The organism is Pseudonocardia sp. CA-107938 (assembly GCF_050936315.1).
Classification (GTDB): domain Bacteria; phylum Actinomycetota; class Actinomycetes; order Mycobacteriales; family Pseudonocardiaceae; genus Pseudonocardia.
The window spans coordinates 5,531,685-5,545,246 of sequence record NZ_JBNJNA010000001.1; the positions used below are offsets into that span (position 1 = coordinate 5,531,685).

20 protein-coding genes are annotated in these 13,562 nt (G+C 72.4%); 9 read left to right on the top strand and 11 right to left on the bottom strand.

All coding sequences use genetic code 11. The features are described from left to right. The first annotated feature begins 16 nt into the window (after nucleotides 1-16). Genes sufC through ACQEVB_RS27345 form a run of 4 tightly spaced genes read left to right on the top strand, consistent with a single transcriptional unit; the run spans nucleotide 17 to nucleotide 2,893 of the window. A complete protein-coding gene (gene sufC / locus ACQEVB_RS27330; RefSeq protein WP_432976980.1) occupies nucleotides 17-781 on the top strand; it encodes a Fe-S cluster assembly ATPase SufC in 765 nt (254 codons plus the stop codon). Beyond that, nucleotides 778-2,034 carry a cysteine desulfurase gene (locus ACQEVB_RS27335; RefSeq protein ID WP_432976983.1) on the top strand — a complete coding sequence of 419 codons (1,257 nt, stop codon included), beginning with the start codon at nucleotides 778-780 and terminating at the stop codon, nucleotides 2,032-2,034. The genes sufC and ACQEVB_RS27335 overlap by 4 nt, the downstream gene beginning before the upstream one ends. Before the next feature lie 2 nt (nucleotides 2,035-2,036). Continuing rightward, complete coding sequence (gene sufU / locus ACQEVB_RS27340; protein WP_432976985.1) at nucleotides 2,037-2,480, top strand: Fe-S cluster assembly sulfur transfer protein SufU; 444 nt, start codon at nucleotides 2,037-2,039, stop codon at nucleotides 2,478-2,480. After that, complete coding sequence (locus ACQEVB_RS27345; protein ID WP_432976988.1) at nucleotides 2,477-2,893, top strand: metal-sulfur cluster assembly factor; 417 nt, start codon at nucleotides 2,477-2,479, stop codon at nucleotides 2,891-2,893. Before sufU ends, ACQEVB_RS27345 begins: the two co-directional genes overlap by 4 nt. 13 nt (nucleotides 2,894-2,906) lie before the next feature. Here the strand turns inward: ACQEVB_RS27345 and ACQEVB_RS27350 are convergent, their stop codons facing one another. From ACQEVB_RS27350 to ACQEVB_RS27365, 4 genes are all read right to left on the bottom strand, one after another. Next, a complete protein-coding gene (locus ACQEVB_RS27350) occupies nucleotides 2,907-3,722 on the bottom strand; it encodes a hypothetical protein (protein WP_432976991.1) in 816 nt (271 codons plus the stop codon). A gap of 84 nt (nucleotides 3,723-3,806) precedes the next feature. Next, nucleotides 3,807-4,661, bottom strand: a complete 855-nt coding sequence (locus tag ACQEVB_RS27355) for an adenylate/guanylate cyclase domain-containing protein (RefSeq protein WP_432976994.1) — start codon at nucleotides 4,659-4,661, stop codon at nucleotides 3,807-3,809. 152 nt (nucleotides 4,662-4,813) lie between these two features. Then, nucleotides 4,814-5,263: a universal stress protein gene (locus ACQEVB_RS27360; RefSeq protein ID WP_432976997.1), complete on the bottom strand. Its 450-nt coding sequence runs from the start codon at nucleotides 5,261-5,263 to the stop codon at nucleotides 4,814-4,816. A 75-nt stretch (nucleotides 5,264-5,338) separates the two neighbouring features. Further along, nucleotides 5,339-6,529, bottom strand: coding sequence for a lycopene cyclase family protein (locus ACQEVB_RS27365; protein WP_432977000.1), 1,191 nt, complete (start codon nucleotides 6,527-6,529; stop codon nucleotides 5,339-5,341). A gap of 63 nt (nucleotides 6,530-6,592) precedes the next feature. Between ACQEVB_RS27365 and ACQEVB_RS27370 the strand changes: the two genes are divergently transcribed. Next, complete coding sequence (locus ACQEVB_RS27370) at nucleotides 6,593-8,053, top strand: deoxyguanosinetriphosphate triphosphohydrolase family protein (RefSeq protein ID WP_432977003.1); 1,461 nt, start codon at nucleotides 6,593-6,595, stop codon at nucleotides 8,051-8,053. On the opposite strand, the gene ACQEVB_RS27375 is transcribed toward ACQEVB_RS27370, so the two are convergent. Both ACQEVB_RS27375 and ACQEVB_RS27380 read right to left on the bottom strand, forming a co-directional pair. Next, nucleotides 8,050-8,352 carry a hypothetical protein gene (locus tag ACQEVB_RS27375; protein WP_432977006.1) on the bottom strand — a complete coding sequence of 101 codons (303 nt, stop codon included), beginning with the start codon at nucleotides 8,350-8,352 and terminating at the stop codon, nucleotides 8,050-8,052. The two genes, ACQEVB_RS27370 and ACQEVB_RS27375, sit on opposite strands and share 4 nt — an antisense overlap. 38 nt (nucleotides 8,353-8,390) lie before the next feature. Continuing rightward, the gene (locus ACQEVB_RS27380; protein WP_432977009.1) at nucleotides 8,391-8,621 is read right to left on the bottom strand and encodes a hypothetical protein; all 231 of its coding nucleotides are present in this window, start codon (nucleotides 8,619-8,621) and stop codon (nucleotides 8,391-8,393) included. A gap of 67 nt (nucleotides 8,622-8,688) precedes the next feature. On the opposite strand from ACQEVB_RS27380, the gene ACQEVB_RS27385 reads away from it, so the two are divergent. Then, on the top strand, nucleotides 8,689-9,243 hold the full coding sequence (locus ACQEVB_RS27385) for a maltokinase N-terminal cap-like domain-containing protein (protein ID WP_432977012.1): 555 nt from the start codon (nucleotides 8,689-8,691) through the stop codon (nucleotides 9,241-9,243). Nucleotides 9,244-9,481: 238 nt separating this feature from the next. On the opposite strand, the gene ACQEVB_RS27390 is transcribed toward ACQEVB_RS27385, so the two are convergent. Continuing rightward, entirely contained in the window at nucleotides 9,482-9,997 is a 516-nt protein-coding gene (locus ACQEVB_RS27390; RefSeq protein ID WP_432977015.1) for a putative immunity protein, read from the bottom strand. Between the two features lie 25 nt (nucleotides 9,998-10,022). On the opposite strand from ACQEVB_RS27390, the gene ACQEVB_RS27395 reads away from it, so the two are divergent. Next, the gene (locus ACQEVB_RS27395) at nucleotides 10,023-10,772 is read left to right on the top strand and encodes an inositol monophosphatase family protein (protein WP_432977018.1); all 750 of its coding nucleotides are present in this window, start codon (nucleotides 10,023-10,025) and stop codon (nucleotides 10,770-10,772) included. Nucleotides 10,773-10,779: 7 nt separating this feature from the next. Here ACQEVB_RS27395 and ACQEVB_RS27400 read toward each other — a convergent pair whose 3' ends face one another. Beyond that, entirely contained in the window at nucleotides 10,780-11,229 is a 450-nt protein-coding gene (locus ACQEVB_RS27400) for a MarR family transcriptional regulator (RefSeq protein WP_432977021.1), read from the bottom strand. A 71-nt stretch (nucleotides 11,230-11,300) separates the two neighbouring features. Between ACQEVB_RS27400 and ACQEVB_RS27405 the strand changes: the two genes are divergently transcribed. Continuing rightward, complete coding sequence (locus ACQEVB_RS27405; protein WP_432977024.1) at nucleotides 11,301-11,702, top strand: tautomerase family protein; 402 nt, start codon at nucleotides 11,301-11,303, stop codon at nucleotides 11,700-11,702. Here ACQEVB_RS27405 and bfr read toward each other — a convergent pair whose 3' ends face one another. From bfr to ACQEVB_RS27420, 3 genes are all read right to left on the bottom strand, one after another. Then, a complete protein-coding gene (gene bfr / locus ACQEVB_RS27410; RefSeq protein ID WP_432977027.1) occupies nucleotides 11,703-12,188 on the bottom strand; it encodes a bacterioferritin in 486 nt (161 codons plus the stop codon). A 91-nt stretch (nucleotides 12,189-12,279) separates the two neighbouring features. Beyond that, nucleotides 12,280-12,477, bottom strand: a complete 198-nt coding sequence (locus ACQEVB_RS27415) for a (2Fe-2S)-binding protein (RefSeq protein ID WP_432977030.1) — start codon at nucleotides 12,475-12,477, stop codon at nucleotides 12,280-12,282. Nucleotides 12,478-12,560: 83 nt separating this feature from the next. Further along, nucleotides 12,561-13,148: a TetR/AcrR family transcriptional regulator gene (locus ACQEVB_RS27420; RefSeq protein WP_432977033.1), complete on the bottom strand. Its 588-nt coding sequence runs from the start codon at nucleotides 13,146-13,148 to the stop codon at nucleotides 12,561-12,563. A gap of 88 nt (nucleotides 13,149-13,236) precedes the next feature. Between ACQEVB_RS27420 and ACQEVB_RS27425 the strand changes: the two genes are divergently transcribed. Next, nucleotides 13,237-13,551: an anthrone oxygenase family protein gene (locus ACQEVB_RS27425; RefSeq protein ID WP_432977036.1), complete on the top strand. Its 315-nt coding sequence runs from the start codon at nucleotides 13,237-13,239 to the stop codon at nucleotides 13,549-13,551. Nucleotides 13,552-13,562: the final 11 nt, after the last annotated feature.

The following is a 13,562-nucleotide window of genomic DNA, read 5'->3' on the forward strand; positions in this document are numbered from 1 at the left end:
TGGAGTCCACCACCACATGTCCACTCTGGAGATCAAGGACCTGCACGTCTCGGTCGCGACCGAGGACGGTCCCAAGGAGATCCTCAAGGGCGTCGACCTGACCCTCGAGTCGGGCAAGACGCACGCGATCATGGGCCCGAACGGCTCGGGCAAGTCGACGCTCGCCTACGCGATCGCCGGGCACCCGAAGTACGAGGTCACCGGCGGCAGCGTCACCCTCGACGGCGAGGACGTCCTCGCCATGACCGTCGACGAGCGCGCCCGCGCCGGCCTGTTCCTGGCCATGCAGTACCCGGTCGAGGTGCCCGGGGTGTCGATGGCGAACTTCCTGCGGTCCGCGGCCACCGCGATCCGCGGCGAGGCCCCGAAGCTGCGCACCTGGGTCAAGGAGGTCAAGGGCGCGATGAGCGACCTCGACATCGACCCGTCGTTCGCCGAGCGCTCGGTCAACGAGGGCTTCTCCGGCGGCGAGAAGAAGCGCCACGAGGTGCTGCAGCTCGCGCTGCTCAACCCGAAGTTCGCGATCCTCGACGAGACCGACTCCGGCCTCGACGTCGACGCCCTGCGCGTCGTCTCCGAGGGCGTCAACCGCTACCGCGCGAGCGGCGAGACCGGCGTCCTGCTGATCACGCACTACACGCGGATCCTCAACCACATCAAGCCCGACGTGGTGCACGTGTTCGCCGGCGGCCGCGTCGTCGAGTCCGGCGGACCCGAGCTGGCCGACGAGCTGGAGAAGAACGGCTACGTGCGGTTCACCCAGGCGGGAGCCTCGGCGTGAGTCTCGACCTCACGAAGATCCGGGCGGACTTCCCGCTGCTGCACCGCACGGTGCGCGGCGGGAAGCCCCTGGTCTACCTCGACTCGGGCGCCACCGCGCAGCATCCGCGCCAGGTCGTCGACGCCGAGCGCAGCTTCCTGGAGCAGCACAACGCGGCCGTCCACCGCGGCGCGCACCAGCTGTCGGAGGAGGCCACCGACGCGTACGAGTCGGCGCGGGCCCGCATCGCCGCGTTCGTCGGGGCGGTGCCCGAGCAGCTGGTGTTCACCAAGAACGCCACCGAGGCGCTCAACCTCGTCGCGTACGGGTTCTCCAACGCCGCCACGGCCGGTGAGGACGCCGCCCGATTCGCCATCGGCCCCGGCGACGAGATCGTGATCACCGAGCTGGAGCACCACTCCAACCTGGTGCCGTGGCAGGAGCTGTGCAAGCGCACGGGGGCCACGCTGAAGTGGTTCGGCGTCACCGAGGACGGCCGGCTCGACCTCGAGTCCGACCCCATCACCGAGCGCACCAAGGTCGTGGCGTTCGCCCACCAGTCCAACGTGCTCGGCTCGATCGCGCCCGTCGCGGAGCTGGTGCGCCGGGCCCACGCGGTCGGCGCGCTGGTCGTGCTCGACGCATGCCAGTCGGTGCCGCACATGCCGGTCGACCTGGCCGCGCTCGACGTCGACTTCGCCGCGTTCTCCGGCCACAAGATGCTCGGACCCACCGGCATCGGCGTCCTCTACGGACGGGCGGAGCTGCTGGCGGCGCTGCCGCCGTTCCTCACCGGCGGCTCGATGATCGAGCTGGTCCGCATGGAGCAGACGACGTTCGCGCCGCCGCCGCAGCGGTTCGAGGCCGGCACCCCGATGTCGTCGCAGGCCATCGGCTTGGCCGCGGCTGTCGACTACCTGTCGGGCATCGGGATGGACGCCGTGCACGCGCACGAGCTGGAGCTCACCGAGCTGGCCATCGACGGCCTGTCGGCGATCCCGGGTGTGCGGCTCATCGGCCCGCCCGACCTCACCGATCGCGGGGGAGCGGTGTCGTTCGTCGTCGACGGCGTGCACGCGCACGACGTGGGCCAGGTGCTCGACGACCGCGGCGTCGCGATCCGGGTGGGGCACCACTGCGCGTGGCCCCTGCACCGCCGGTTCGGTGTGGCCGCCACGGCTCGGGCCACGTTCGCCGTCTACAACACGCCCGAGGAGGTCGGCGCGCTCGTCGACGGCGTCCGCGCGGCCCAGGACTTCTTCAAGGTGAGCTGATCGTGCAGTTGGAGCAGATGTACCAGGAGATCATCCTGGATCACTACCGCAACCCGCACGGCTCGGGCCTGCAGGAGCCGTTCGACGCGGAGTCGTTCCAGATCAACCCGACCTGCGGCGACGAGATCACCCTGCGCGTGCAGCTGGACGGCGAGAAGGTGGCCGCGGTGTCGCACGAGACGCTGGGCTGCTCCATCAGCCAGGCGTCCGCGTCCGTGCTCACCGATCTCGTGGTCGGCCGGTCGATCGGCGAGTCGATGAAGATCCTGCAGGCGTTCCAGGAGATGGCGCAGGGTCGGGGTACCGTCGAACCCGACGAGGACGTGCTCGGCGACGGTGTCGCGTTCGCTGGCGTCGCGAAGTACCCGGCGCGGGTGAAGTGCGCGTTGCTGGGCTGGATGGCGTTCAAGGACGCCGTCTCCCGATCCCAGGAGGGAGCCGCATGACCGAGCAGACCGAAGCCACCAGCACCGAGGACGAGGTCGTGCGCGGCGCCGCCGGGATGCCGGAGCCGCCCGCGCCGTCCGACGATTCCCCCTCCCTCGACGACCTCGAGGAGGCCATGCGCGACGTGGTCGACCCCGAGCTCGGCATCAACGTGGTCGACCTGGGTCTGGTGTACGGCATCCAGACCGACGGCCGGAAGAAGGCCACGATCGACATGACGCTGACGTCGGCGGCCTGCCCGCTCACCGACGTCATCGAGGAGCAGGCCCGCGCCGCGCTCACCGGCAACGGCGCGCCGGGCGGGCTGGTCGACGACATCGCGATCAACTGGGTCTGGATGCCGCCGTGGGGCCCGGAGAAGATCACCGAGGACGGGCGCGAGCAACTGCGGGCCCTGGGCTTCCGCGTCTGACCTGCGCACCTGGTCAGATGCCGTCCGGGGCGGATGAGGGGGCGGCGCCGGACACCTTCGGCAGCGGGCGGAAGGTGCTCGCGATCCGCAGGCACTCCGCCCGGACCTGATCGCGCTGTGCCATGGGCACGTCGCAGTTGACGCCCCACTGCACGGCGTGGTGCGGATCGGTGATCCACACCGCGACCGTCGCCCGGTCCGGGACGCCCCCGGCCTGGGCGAACTCGGCGTAGATCCCGTCGACACCGTTGGCGACCACGGGATGCAGGTCGATCGGTCGGGCCCCGGACCTGCGTAGCTGAGCTCGCGCGTCCGCCATGAGCGCGTCCTTCCCGGCGGGGGGACGGGCTGTGATGGTCACGACCACCATCCGCACGTCCTTGCGGTCGGTGTCGAGCAGGAGCGCCCGGACGTTGTTGCGAGCGGGATCGGCTGCCGTGATCCGGCTGGCCTGCGCGCCCCATGCGGGGTCGCGGCGCTGCACTTCGGACACGAACTCCAGGCTCGGCTTGCCCGGCGTCCACGTCGACCGGTAGCCGGCCGGCACGGCGACGGTGAAGCTGCCCAGCCCGCTCTGCACGATCACTCCGGTCCGGTGGAAGCCCGCGGGCACGTCGTCGCGTGGTCCGCCGGCGACGCGCGCCTCCAGGGCCGCCATGTCGACGGTACCGGCGCTGTCCGCGGTCTCCTCGGACACGACCCGGCCGGTGCCGGCGACGCCGTCCGCGGCACCGATCGCCGAACCGGAGACCTGGTGCGCGCACCCTGTGCACACCGACACCGCGATCGCGACGGCCACCGTCGCGACGATCTGCTGAGCCCTGCGCATGACGTCCCTCGCTCCTGGTCCGGTGGAACAACACAGGAGACGAGCCGCGAAGGCTGCGGATGGTTGGGGGGCGGCAGGGTCGGGTCACGCCCGTCGGTCGAGGACCCACGGGTTCAGCCGGCTGTAGCCGCGCACCGAGACCGGCTTGATGCGGTGCAGCGTGAACCGCGGGTCGTCTGCGAGCGCCTCCGCCACACCCCGGTCGACGAGCACGCTGTCGGGGTGCGCGGTGCTGGTCAGCCGGGCCGCGATGTTCACGACCTCGCCGTACACGTCGCCGAAGTGCGGCAGCACCGGCCCGGCCGCCAGCCCGATGCGCAGCTTCGGGAGCGCGTCCTCGGCACGGACCCGGTCGCGCAGGCCGAGCGCGATGTTCGCCCCGTCAGCGACCTCGTCGACGACGAACAGCACCTCGTCGCCGACGGTCTTGACCAGCCGGCCACCCCCGTCGGCGATCACCGCGGTGGTGACGGCACCGAACTGCTCGATCATCTCCGAGAGCTCCGCAACCGAACGGCGCCGCGTGGTGCGCGTGAAGCCCACCATGTCGGCGAACCCGACGGTCAGCTCTTCCGTGGCGTCCGACGCCGACGGTGGATGCACGACCATGCGGGCGATCGCCGCGGCGAGGTGCCGCCGCCACACGTACGACTGCAGGCCCTCCAGCACCGGCAGCACCGCGCGCGTCAGCTCGAGGGAGCCGTCGGCGGGCGGCTGGTCGAAACCGGTGTCCTCGAACAGCCGGCGCAGCAGCCCGACCTGCCACTCCGCGAGCTGGGACGCCGACTGGGCGGTGGCCCGCGCAACGGCCTCCGACACCTCGGCATCGACGATCCCGGCGGCGGTCAGCCCGGCGAACGCGCGGGCCGCGGCGACGTCGTGGTCGGTGAACAGGACCTCGTCGTCGCCGGCCTCCGGGAACCCCAGGGAACGCCACAAGCGACGCGTCTCGTCCGGGCTCATCCCGGCGGCCTCGGCCAGCTGGATGCGCGTCCACCGGCGAGCACCACCGAGGACGACCTCCTCGATCGCGAGCGGCAGCCGGTGGTCGGGCTCCGCGGCCGGTGGCTCGGCGCTGATGCCGACCCCGCTCAGGTGGTGTGGACGATGAGGACGTCGACGCCGGAGCGCCGCGCCACGTCCGATGGCACCGAGCCGAGCAGGCGCCCCGACAGGGTGTTGAGGCCCTTGTTGCCGACCACCAGCAGGTCGGCCTTGTTGTCGATGACCGCTTGGCGGAGCACATCGGCGGGGGCCCCGTCGACGGCCACGGTGCGGACCTTCTTCGCCCCGGCGGCGCTGGCGCGCTCCTCGGCGGTTCGCAGCGTCTCCTCGGCGGGCGTCCAGCCCACGACCAGGTAGGCCTCGTCCTTGAGCGCGTCCTCGGCAGCCGCGGTGTCGTCGCGGGTGGCGGGGGTGTACGCGCAGACGATGATCAGCTCGGCGGAGCTGTCGGCCGCGACGGCGGACGCGCGCTCGACGGCGGAGAGCGACGTCTCGGACCCGTCGGTGCCGACGACGATGGTGCGGTAGGCGGACATGGTGGCCTCCCTGGGGGAACGTCGGTGCAGGTTACCGCCGGTAGGACGACGCTCGCGCACCGGGTACGCCGAGGGTCAGCGACTGTTCGGCCCTACGGGTTGGGCAGAGGGGAGCAACGCCGGCCCGACCAACCGCATCCGCAGCCGCATGTCCGCACGCGCGAACAGGGCGGCCATGGCCACAGCCGTGGCCGCCGGTGCCGCGCGCTCGGACAGGTAGGCGTGCTGGTGCCGCTCCGGCAGGGCGAAGAACGTCTCGAAGAAGGCCGGTACCTGCTCGGGGGGCATCCGCAGCAGCGCCTCCAGACCGATCCGCCGCACCCGGTGCACCACGATGGCCGACGCCGGCCACACCGCGCGCCGGGCCGCGCGGCGACGGCCCGATGCCAAGGCGTCCGCCAGCCGGGGGACCGCGGCGAGGGTGGCGGCGAGGTTGAAACCCGACGCCGGGTGCACGAACGGGGCGGCCGCGCCGAACCCGACCACGCCCGGTTCGCGGTGTCGCGGCACGTCGAGCGGGAAGCGCACGCGCTCCACGGCGCACTCCAGGGGCGCGTCGACCCCGTGCGCGGCGAGGCGGGCGGCCAACCGGTCGCGCAGCTCGCGCAGGGGCAGGCCGGGCCGGCGGGCCAGCGAGGTCTCCTCGAGCAGCACCGTGTCCTGCCCGAGCGGCACACCGTAGAGGAACGTCGGCGCACCCGGAGCCCCGTGATCGGGCCGCCAGTCCATGAACAGGGCCGAACCGGGCGGGACGATCGGGGCAGCCGTGGCTGCCGGCACCACGATCCCGTACGCGGTCTGCTCGGCAGCCGCACCGGTGCGCGGCCGGCTCGTCAACGGTTGCCGGTGTCCGCCCGCGTCGACGATCCACCGCGCCCCGATCCGGTCCCCGCCCGCGAGCACCAGCCGTCCGTCGACGGCACGCACCGCCCGTCCCGCGCGCAGCTCGACCTGCCCGGCTGCGAGCCGGTCGTCGAGGTGCGCGCGCAGCTCGGCGGTGTCCAGGACGGCGTACCGCCGGGCCAGCTCGTGCCGCGTGCGCGCGATCGCGAAACCCGCGGCCTCTGCCGCGACGCAGCCGGGCGGCAGATCGTCCGGCAGATCGGTGACCCACGACCCGTACGTGGCCGACCACGGCGCGTCCGGGTTGCGATCGACGAGCACGGTCGCCAGCCCGCGGGCGGCGCAGGCAGCAGCGAGGGCGCGACCGGCCGGCCCGGCACCCACCACGGCGACGTCCATGTCGGACCGGGATCCGCCGCGCACGCCACCGTCCTCCCACTCCGGCCCTGCCGATGCGGGGGCCGTCCGTCCCCCTAGTGTCGTGCCATGCGCACCCTCCGGCGGTCCCGGGCCGCGGAGTTCTCCGCCGGTCGGGCCGGTTCGCCGTACCGCACCGACCGTGACCGCATCGCGGCGTCACCCTTCTTCGCCCGGCTGGCCGGGGTCACACAGGTGGTGAGCCCGGCCGGCACCGGGCTGCTCGTGCACAACCGGCTGACGCACAGCCTGCAGGTGGCGCAGGTGGCCCGAGCCATCGCCGAGCGGCTCATGTCCGACGCCGACACGGCGGCGCTGCTGGACAAGCTCGGCGGGTGTGACACCGACGTCGTCGAGGCGGCCGGGCTCGCCCACGACCTCGGCCATCCACCGTTCGGTCACCTCGGTGAGCAGGTGCTGGACCGGCTCGCCCGTGAGGAGCTGGGGCTGCCCGACGGCTTCGAGGGCAACGCGCAGAGCTTCCGCATCGTCACCACGATCGACCTGCACGGCCCCGCCGGCGTCGGGCTCGACCTGACCGCCGCGGTGCGGGCGGCGGTGCTCAAGTACCCGTGGACCCGCCGCAGCCACCCCCAACCGCACCCCAGCACCGCCGTGCTACCGCCGCGCGGCGCCGGCCCGGCCGCCGACGCGCCACAGGCCGGTTCGGCGAAGTTCTCCTGCTACGACACCGAGCTGGAGGAGCTGATCGAGTCCCGCGAGCCGTTCGCCGAGGCCATCGGGCCCTGGCAGCAGACGGTGGAGGCAGCCGTCATGGACACCGCCGACGACATCGCCTACGCCATCCACGACCTGGAGGACTTCCACCGCGTCGGGGTCCTGCAGGCCACGGGTGTGGCTGCGGAGCTCACCGGCTGGCGCGCCGGCACCGGGCGCGGCGGGGGAGCAGGGGCGGACCTGGAACGGCTGCGGCAACGCCTGCGGGTGAAGGACGGATGGGCCTACGACGACGACGCGTTCGCCGACGCCGTCGACCGGGTGCGGGAGGACCTCGTGGACGAGCTGCTCGGCCGGTCCTTCGACGGCTCGATGGCAGCGGAGCGGGCCGTCGCCGAGTTCTCCGCGCGGTGGACGGCCCGGCTCGTCGGCGGCGTCGAGGTCGCCGCGGACCCACCGGTCCGCTCCGCGCACGTCCGGCTCGGCACCGCCCAGTGGCACGAGGTCGCAGTGCTGAAGTTCGTGCACCAGCGATTCGTGCTCCTGCGCGCCGATCTGGCCTCCTACCAGCGCGGACAGGCCACCGTCCTGACCGGGCTCGTCGGGGCGCTCGGGGACTGGCTCGCCGCGGACGGGGACGGCCCCCGACTGCCACCTCGCCTGCACGACCTCGTCGAGCTGGCCTCCGAGGAGTACGCGCGACTCGTCCCGCGGCGCGAGGTGCGCCGGCGCGCCCGCGGACGCGCCGTCATCGACTACGTCGCCTCCCTCACCGACGGGCAGGCCGGCGCGCTGCTGGACGTGCTGACCGGCCGGTCCGCGCGGATCTGGACCGACGCCGCGGTTCTCTAGGAGAGAGCGGCCAGCCAGCCGTGCCCGGGGTGCACGTCCTGGATGGCGGCGCGCAGCCACTGCCAGGCCGCCGCGTCGAGCACCGGCAGGCAGTTGTCCAGATCGACCTCGTCCTGCTTCGCATTACAGCAGGACGATCTCGGGCCGGACGTACGGGATGCCGGTCGCCGTGGTGGCGCGCATCTCGGACCAGGGGAGTCGCACCGCCGGTGGTCGCGCGTGCGTCGCCCGAGGTACAGGTCGACCGCCCATCCGGCGGCGGCGGCGCACGGCACGTCGACCCCTGCCAGGCGGTGCACGAGCTCCTCGGGCGTCCAGGGACGCCACGGCAGGCCCGTCACTGGTGGGTGAGCCCCAGGTCCCGCCGCACCGTGTCGAGGACGTCCTGCGGCGGCGGGCCACCGAACACGCGTTCGAGCTCGGCGAGGCCGCGGATGCGCGCGACGTGCGCGCCCAGCGCGTCGGCGACGAAGACCGACACGCTCTCGGCGGCACCGGTCTCGACCGCCTGTCGGGCTGCGTCCAGCAGCTCGACAGGCAGGTCCAGCGAGACCCGCTCGGTGGTCATGGCGCGAGGGTAGCGCCAGGTCAGGCCGCGGGCCACCGCATGTGACGGCCCCGGTACCGTCGAGCGCGTGGCGGTGATCCATCGGGCCGAACTGCAGCCGACGAAGCGCGAACTGCTGGCAGCGTGGCTGCCGCAGCAGCCGTGGGGCGCGGCCCTCGACGCCGTGCTGGGCGCGTACCGGCTCGACGATCCCGACGGCGAGGTCGGGATCGAGGTGCACATCGTCCGCGGCGTCGACGGGGTGGTCCGCCAGGTGCCGGCGACCTACCGCGCCGCGCCGCTGACCGGCGCCGCGTTGATCGGCACCACTCTGCACAGCGTGCTCGGACAGCGCTGGGTGCACGACGGATGCACCGACCCGGTCGCCGTCGCCGCACTCGCAACCACCATCCGATCGGGTGGTGCCGGAGCAGAGGAGTGGGTGGAGCAGGAGACGGGCCCGCCGGTGCGCCGACAGGCGAGCGCGGAGGTGCGCGGCGTGCCGCCCGTCGACGACAGCGACGGGGAACTCGTCGTCCGGCGCGTGCTCGACGAGACCGCACCAGCGGACGGGGCCGCAGGCGTTCTGCTCGCGACGTGGAACGGTCAGGAGCAGCCGGTGGTCGTCGCGCACCTGACCTGACTACGTCCGCCGGCGTTATGACAGATTCAAGCGTCTGAGTTCGGTCAGGCCGTGCTGGGGCCTCGGAAGGATGGTCGGCGCAACCCGGAGCTGTTCGTCCTCGCGGCGGGCAGCTGCCCTTCGATGGCCTTGATGATCGGTGAGCCAGGGGGCCGCACGCGGACCAGCCCGTTCGCAGCCGAACTGTCATAACGTCGATTATCGGAACGATTTCCTGATCTGGAACCGCGTGCCGGCCTCAGCAGTCGAAGACCGACCAGCAGATGTCGTTGCGCAGCCGTTGATCGTCCAGCACGAGCTCGCGGATCGCGTCCGGGAGCTGGTCGCGCTGCCACTGGCACTCGAGGCGACCGGCAGCGTCGGCCTCGTCGGCAGGTGCGGCGGCTCGTGCGGCCTTGATGGCGTACGCGGCGGCGCCGAGCTCGTGTGCGGCGACGTGGGCCACGGCTCCTGCCTGGCCGGCGGCGTAGGCGGCGTGGCGGGCCGCACCGCGCTTGTCCCGGGCCGCGCCCATCGCGTGACCGCCGGCAGCCCGCGCGACCATCATCCCGACCTCGCCGCGCACCCAGGCGCGGGCGTGTTCGATGGCCTGCCGCGGCCGCGGGTCGTCGGGGTGGGCGGACTCGAACAACGGCAGGACGTGCTCGGCGCAGGCCGCCGCCCACAGCGCGAGCAGGTGATGGTGCGCGTCGGTCAGCGTGCCGCCGCGGCGGATCGTCACGAAGCGCGGGTCGCGCACCTTCGGGAGGATCACGGCGGCAACGCTACATTCCGCGTTCATGACTTCCGATGTGAGCGACGCGCGCCTCGCGGCCGCACTGGCGGAACGGGCCGGTGCCCTGCTGCTCGACGTGCGCGAGCACAGCGGATTGACGGGCCGCGATCTCGGGAAACGCGGCGACGCGGACGCGAACGCCCTGCTCCTGCAGGAACTCGCCGCGGCACGGCCGGAGGACGCCGTGCTGTCGGAGGAGTCGGCCGACTCCCCCACGCGTCTCACCGCGAACCGGGTCTGGATCATCGACCCGCTCGACGGCACCCGCGAGTTCAGCATGCCCGGCCGGGACGACTGGGCCGTCCACGTGGCGCTCTGGGAGCAAGAAGGCGGGATCACGGCGGCCGCGGTCGCTGAGCCGGGCCGCGGTGTCGTCCACGCCAGTGACACGGCCCGGGTGGCGCCCAGCGCGCGAGACGGGCTCCGCTTCCTCGTGAGCGCGACCCGGCCACCGGCCTGGGCCGAGCCCGTGGCCGAGCAGCTCGGCGCCGATCTGGCGCCGATGGGTTCGGCCGGCGCCAAGGCGATGGCCGTCCTGCGCGGGGACGCCGACGCCTACCTGCACGACGGCGGCCAGTGGGAGTGGGACTCGGCAGCCCCCGTGGGAGTGGCGGTCGCCGCCGGCCTGCACGCGTCCCGGATCGACGGGCGCCCGCTGCTGTACAACCGCCCCCACCCGTACCTGCCCGACCTGCTGATCTGCCGCGCCGACCTCGCCGAGGAGCTGCTGGAAGCCATCGCGGCTGCGCGATAGGACCCGATCAGGTCTCCGTCACGCCCAGCGCGTCCTGGAACGCGCGGAACGCCTGCACGACGACGAACCGCTCGGCGTCGGTGAGGTCGGCCAGCGCCGCCGTCCAGGCACGTGCGCTGCCTCCGAGCCACTCCGCGATCGCGTCAGCCAGGTCCGGTGCGATCGCGACGATGCGCCGACGACGGTCGGACTCGTCCTCCCGGCGGACGAGCACGCCGCGACGGGACAGCTCAGCGACCATGAGACTGACCGTCGTCGGCGCGACCTCGAGCCGCTCGGCGAGCTGTCCGACGGTCAACGGGCCGTCGTACTGGAGCTGCGCGAACAGCGAGAGATGGCGAGGCGCGAGATCGAGGTCCAGGTCGCGCAGCTGCTCGGGCACCGGCAGCCGTTTGACGCGCCCGACGATGCGCGGCATGAGCAGCAACAGCGAACGGACCGCGTCAGCGGTGGACATGCCCTCGGCCATCGATTACCTTTGTTTGCAAAGATGATTTGCTCTCGATGCCATCGTCCCATGGAGCTCGCATGCCGCATCTGACCGTTTCCGTCGCCGAGTCCCAGCTGGCCGGACGCGAGGCACCGCTGATCTCGGCGTTGACCGACGCCGTCGCCGCCGTCTACGGCGAGTGGGCCCGTCCGCTCGTGGTCGTGCAGCTCGTCGGCCTGCCCGCCGGCAGGTGGGCGGTGGGCGGCCGCGTCGTCGAGGCGGAGGCGGCGCCCGAGGTGCGGTTCGGCATCCGTGCCGGCGCGCTCACCCGGCCCGACGGCCCCGACATCGCGCGGCGGCTCGTCGCCGCCGTCACCGATGCCGTGGCCGCCGGGCTGGGCGAACGGCTGCGGAAGTCCGTGCTGGTGGAGCTGGCCCCGCAGGCCGACGACCTCGTCGGCGTCGGCGGCGCGCTGGTCTCCGACGCAGCGCCGGAGTGATCAGCCCGGGACCGGCGGGTGGTCCACCAACTGGGCGAGGTAGAGCTGCTCGCCGAGCCGCTCGATCAGCTCGAGGTTGGTCTCGATGTAGTCGATGTGGTGCTCCTCGTCGGCGAGGATCTCCTCGAAGAGGTTCGCCGTCGTGATGTCACCCTTGTCGCGGCACATGGCGATGCCGGGCCGCAGGCGCTCCACTACGGCCACCTCGATCGACAGGTCCGCTTCGAGCTGTTCCTTCACGGTCTGGCCGATCCGGAGCGTGCCCAGCCGCTGGTAGTTCGGCAGCCCTTCGAGGAACAGGATGCGGTCGGTGATCTTCTCCGCGTGCCGCATCTCGTCGATCGACTCGGCCTTGGTGTACTCGGCGAGCTTGGTCAGGCCCCAGTTGCCCTGCATCTTGGCGTGCAGGAAGTACTGGTTGATGGCGGTCAGCTCGCTGGTCAGCTGCTCGTTGAGCAGCGCGATGACCTCAGGATCTCCACGCATGGGGAAACCGTAGCCGGGCAGGTCAGCGAGCGTGTCGGTCAGGATGGACTGCGGGTAACCCAGGCAAACCTCACCGAAGGTGAGGTGATCGTCACGCTGTGGCAGGCAGGGCTGCCAGCTCGGACGGCGCGTGCGCGGCCGCGAGGAAGACGTCGATGTGGTCGTGGCAGCTGCCGCAGCCGGTGCCCGCCTCGCACGCGTCGCCGATCTCCTCGACCGTGCCGGCGCCCGCGGCGATGCACGACTTGATCACGGTATCGGTGACCGCCGCGCAGATGCACACGTACACGGAGGTCTCCCTTCGCTGCGATAAGGACAGCCTATGCTCTCAGCTGGCCGAGCGACGGGCAACCCCTCCGACTCGGACGTCCGTCACTCCGCCGGGAGCTCGGCGAGCCGATCCACCAGCAGCGCCACCCTGAGTTCGGTGTGCTCGGGCGGCAGCCGGCCTGCACGCGTCAGCGTCGCCAGTCCGTGCAGGGAGGCCCAGAACACCTCGGTGAACAGGCCCGGTTCGACCCCGTGCCCGGCGGCCTCCCCCAGGGTCTCCAGCAGTGCGGCGAACGCGTCCTTGAGAGGCTCAGGGGTCTCCTCGTCCGCGAAGGCCAGGCCGCCGTCGAGCTGGAACAACGCGTCGTAGACCGCGGGGTTGTCCGCCGCGAACGCGAGGTAGGCGCGGGCGAGCGCCGTGACCCGATCGCGCAGGGTGCGGGCGCCGGCGGTGGCCGCTCGCACCACGGCGGCCATCTCGGTGGCGCCCTCGAGTGCCACGGCGCCGATGATCTCGCGCTTGCCGCGGAAGTGGCTGTACAGGACGGGTTGGCTGTACTCGATGCGCTCGGCGAGCCGGCGCGTGGTGACCGCGTCCCAGCCCTGTTGCTCGGCGAGCTCGCGCGCCGTCGACACGATGAGGCGCTCGCGTTCCGCCAACTCACGCTGCTTGCGTTCCCGTACCGACACGCGACGATCCTAGCACTGCTAGACACGAGAGCGGCAGTAGTACTAGCGTCGCCATATCAGCTAGCGCCGCTAGATCGGAGATGGTTCCATGTTCACCGCACTCGAGGTCGTGACCACCGTGGTCGTCGGTGTGATGGTCGGGGTGGAGTTCGCGGTCTGGGCCGTCACCGGATGGGATCGGGACGGCATCGGCCTCGTCGTCGGCGCGGGCGCGCTCCTGCTGCTCAGCGTGATCATGTCGATCCTGCTGCTGGTCCCGATCAACAACCGGGGCAAGACGTGGACCCCGGACAACCGGCCCGCCGACCGGAAGGAGCAGCTGCGCCGCTGGGACCGCTTCCACTACGTCCGCGTCGCGGTCATCGTCGCCGCCTTCGCCCTGCTCGCCGCGGCCCGCACGTGAGCTTCCTGTCG

What these genes read in the sequence shown, in the direction of transcription:
- sufC (WP_432976980.1), top strand. Translation starts at nt 17, where the DNA reads ATGTCCACTCTGGAGATCAAGGACCTGCACGTCTCGGTCGCGACCGAG.
- ACQEVB_RS27345 (WP_432976988.1), top strand. Translation starts at nt 2,477, where the DNA reads ATGACCGAGCAGACCGAAGCCACCAGCACCGAGGACGAGGTCGTGCGC.
- ACQEVB_RS27350 (WP_432976991.1), bottom strand. Translation starts at nt 3,722, where the DNA reads ATGCGCAGGGCTCAGCAGATCGTCGCGACGGTGGCCGTCGCGATCGCG.
- ACQEVB_RS27360 (WP_432976997.1), bottom strand. Translation starts at nt 5,263, where the DNA reads ATGTCCGCCTACCGCACCATCGTCGTCGGCACCGACGGGTCCGAGACG.
- ACQEVB_RS27370 (WP_432977003.1), top strand. Translation starts at nt 6,593, where the DNA reads ATGCGCACCCTCCGGCGGTCCCGGGCCGCGGAGTTCTCCGCCGGTCGG.
- ACQEVB_RS27380 (WP_432977009.1), bottom strand. Translation starts at nt 8,621, where the DNA reads ATGACCACCGAGCGGGTCTCGCTGGACCTGCCTGTCGAGCTGCTGGAC.
- ACQEVB_RS27395 (WP_432977018.1), top strand. Translation starts at nt 10,023, where the DNA reads ATGACTTCCGATGTGAGCGACGCGCGCCTCGCGGCCGCACTGGCGGAA.
- ACQEVB_RS27400 (WP_432977021.1), bottom strand. Translation starts at nt 11,229, where the DNA reads ATGTCCACCGCTGACGCGGTCCGTTCGCTGTTGCTGCTCATGCCGCGC.
- ACQEVB_RS27405 (WP_432977024.1), top strand. Translation starts at nt 11,301, where the DNA reads ATGCCGCATCTGACCGTTTCCGTCGCCGAGTCCCAGCTGGCCGGACGC.
- bfr (WP_432977027.1), bottom strand. Translation starts at nt 12,188, where the DNA reads ATGCGTGGAGATCCTGAGGTCATCGCGCTGCTCAACGAGCAGCTGACC.
- ACQEVB_RS27425 (WP_432977036.1), top strand. Translation starts at nt 13,237, where the DNA reads ATGTTCACCGCACTCGAGGTCGTGACCACCGTGGTCGTCGGTGTGATG.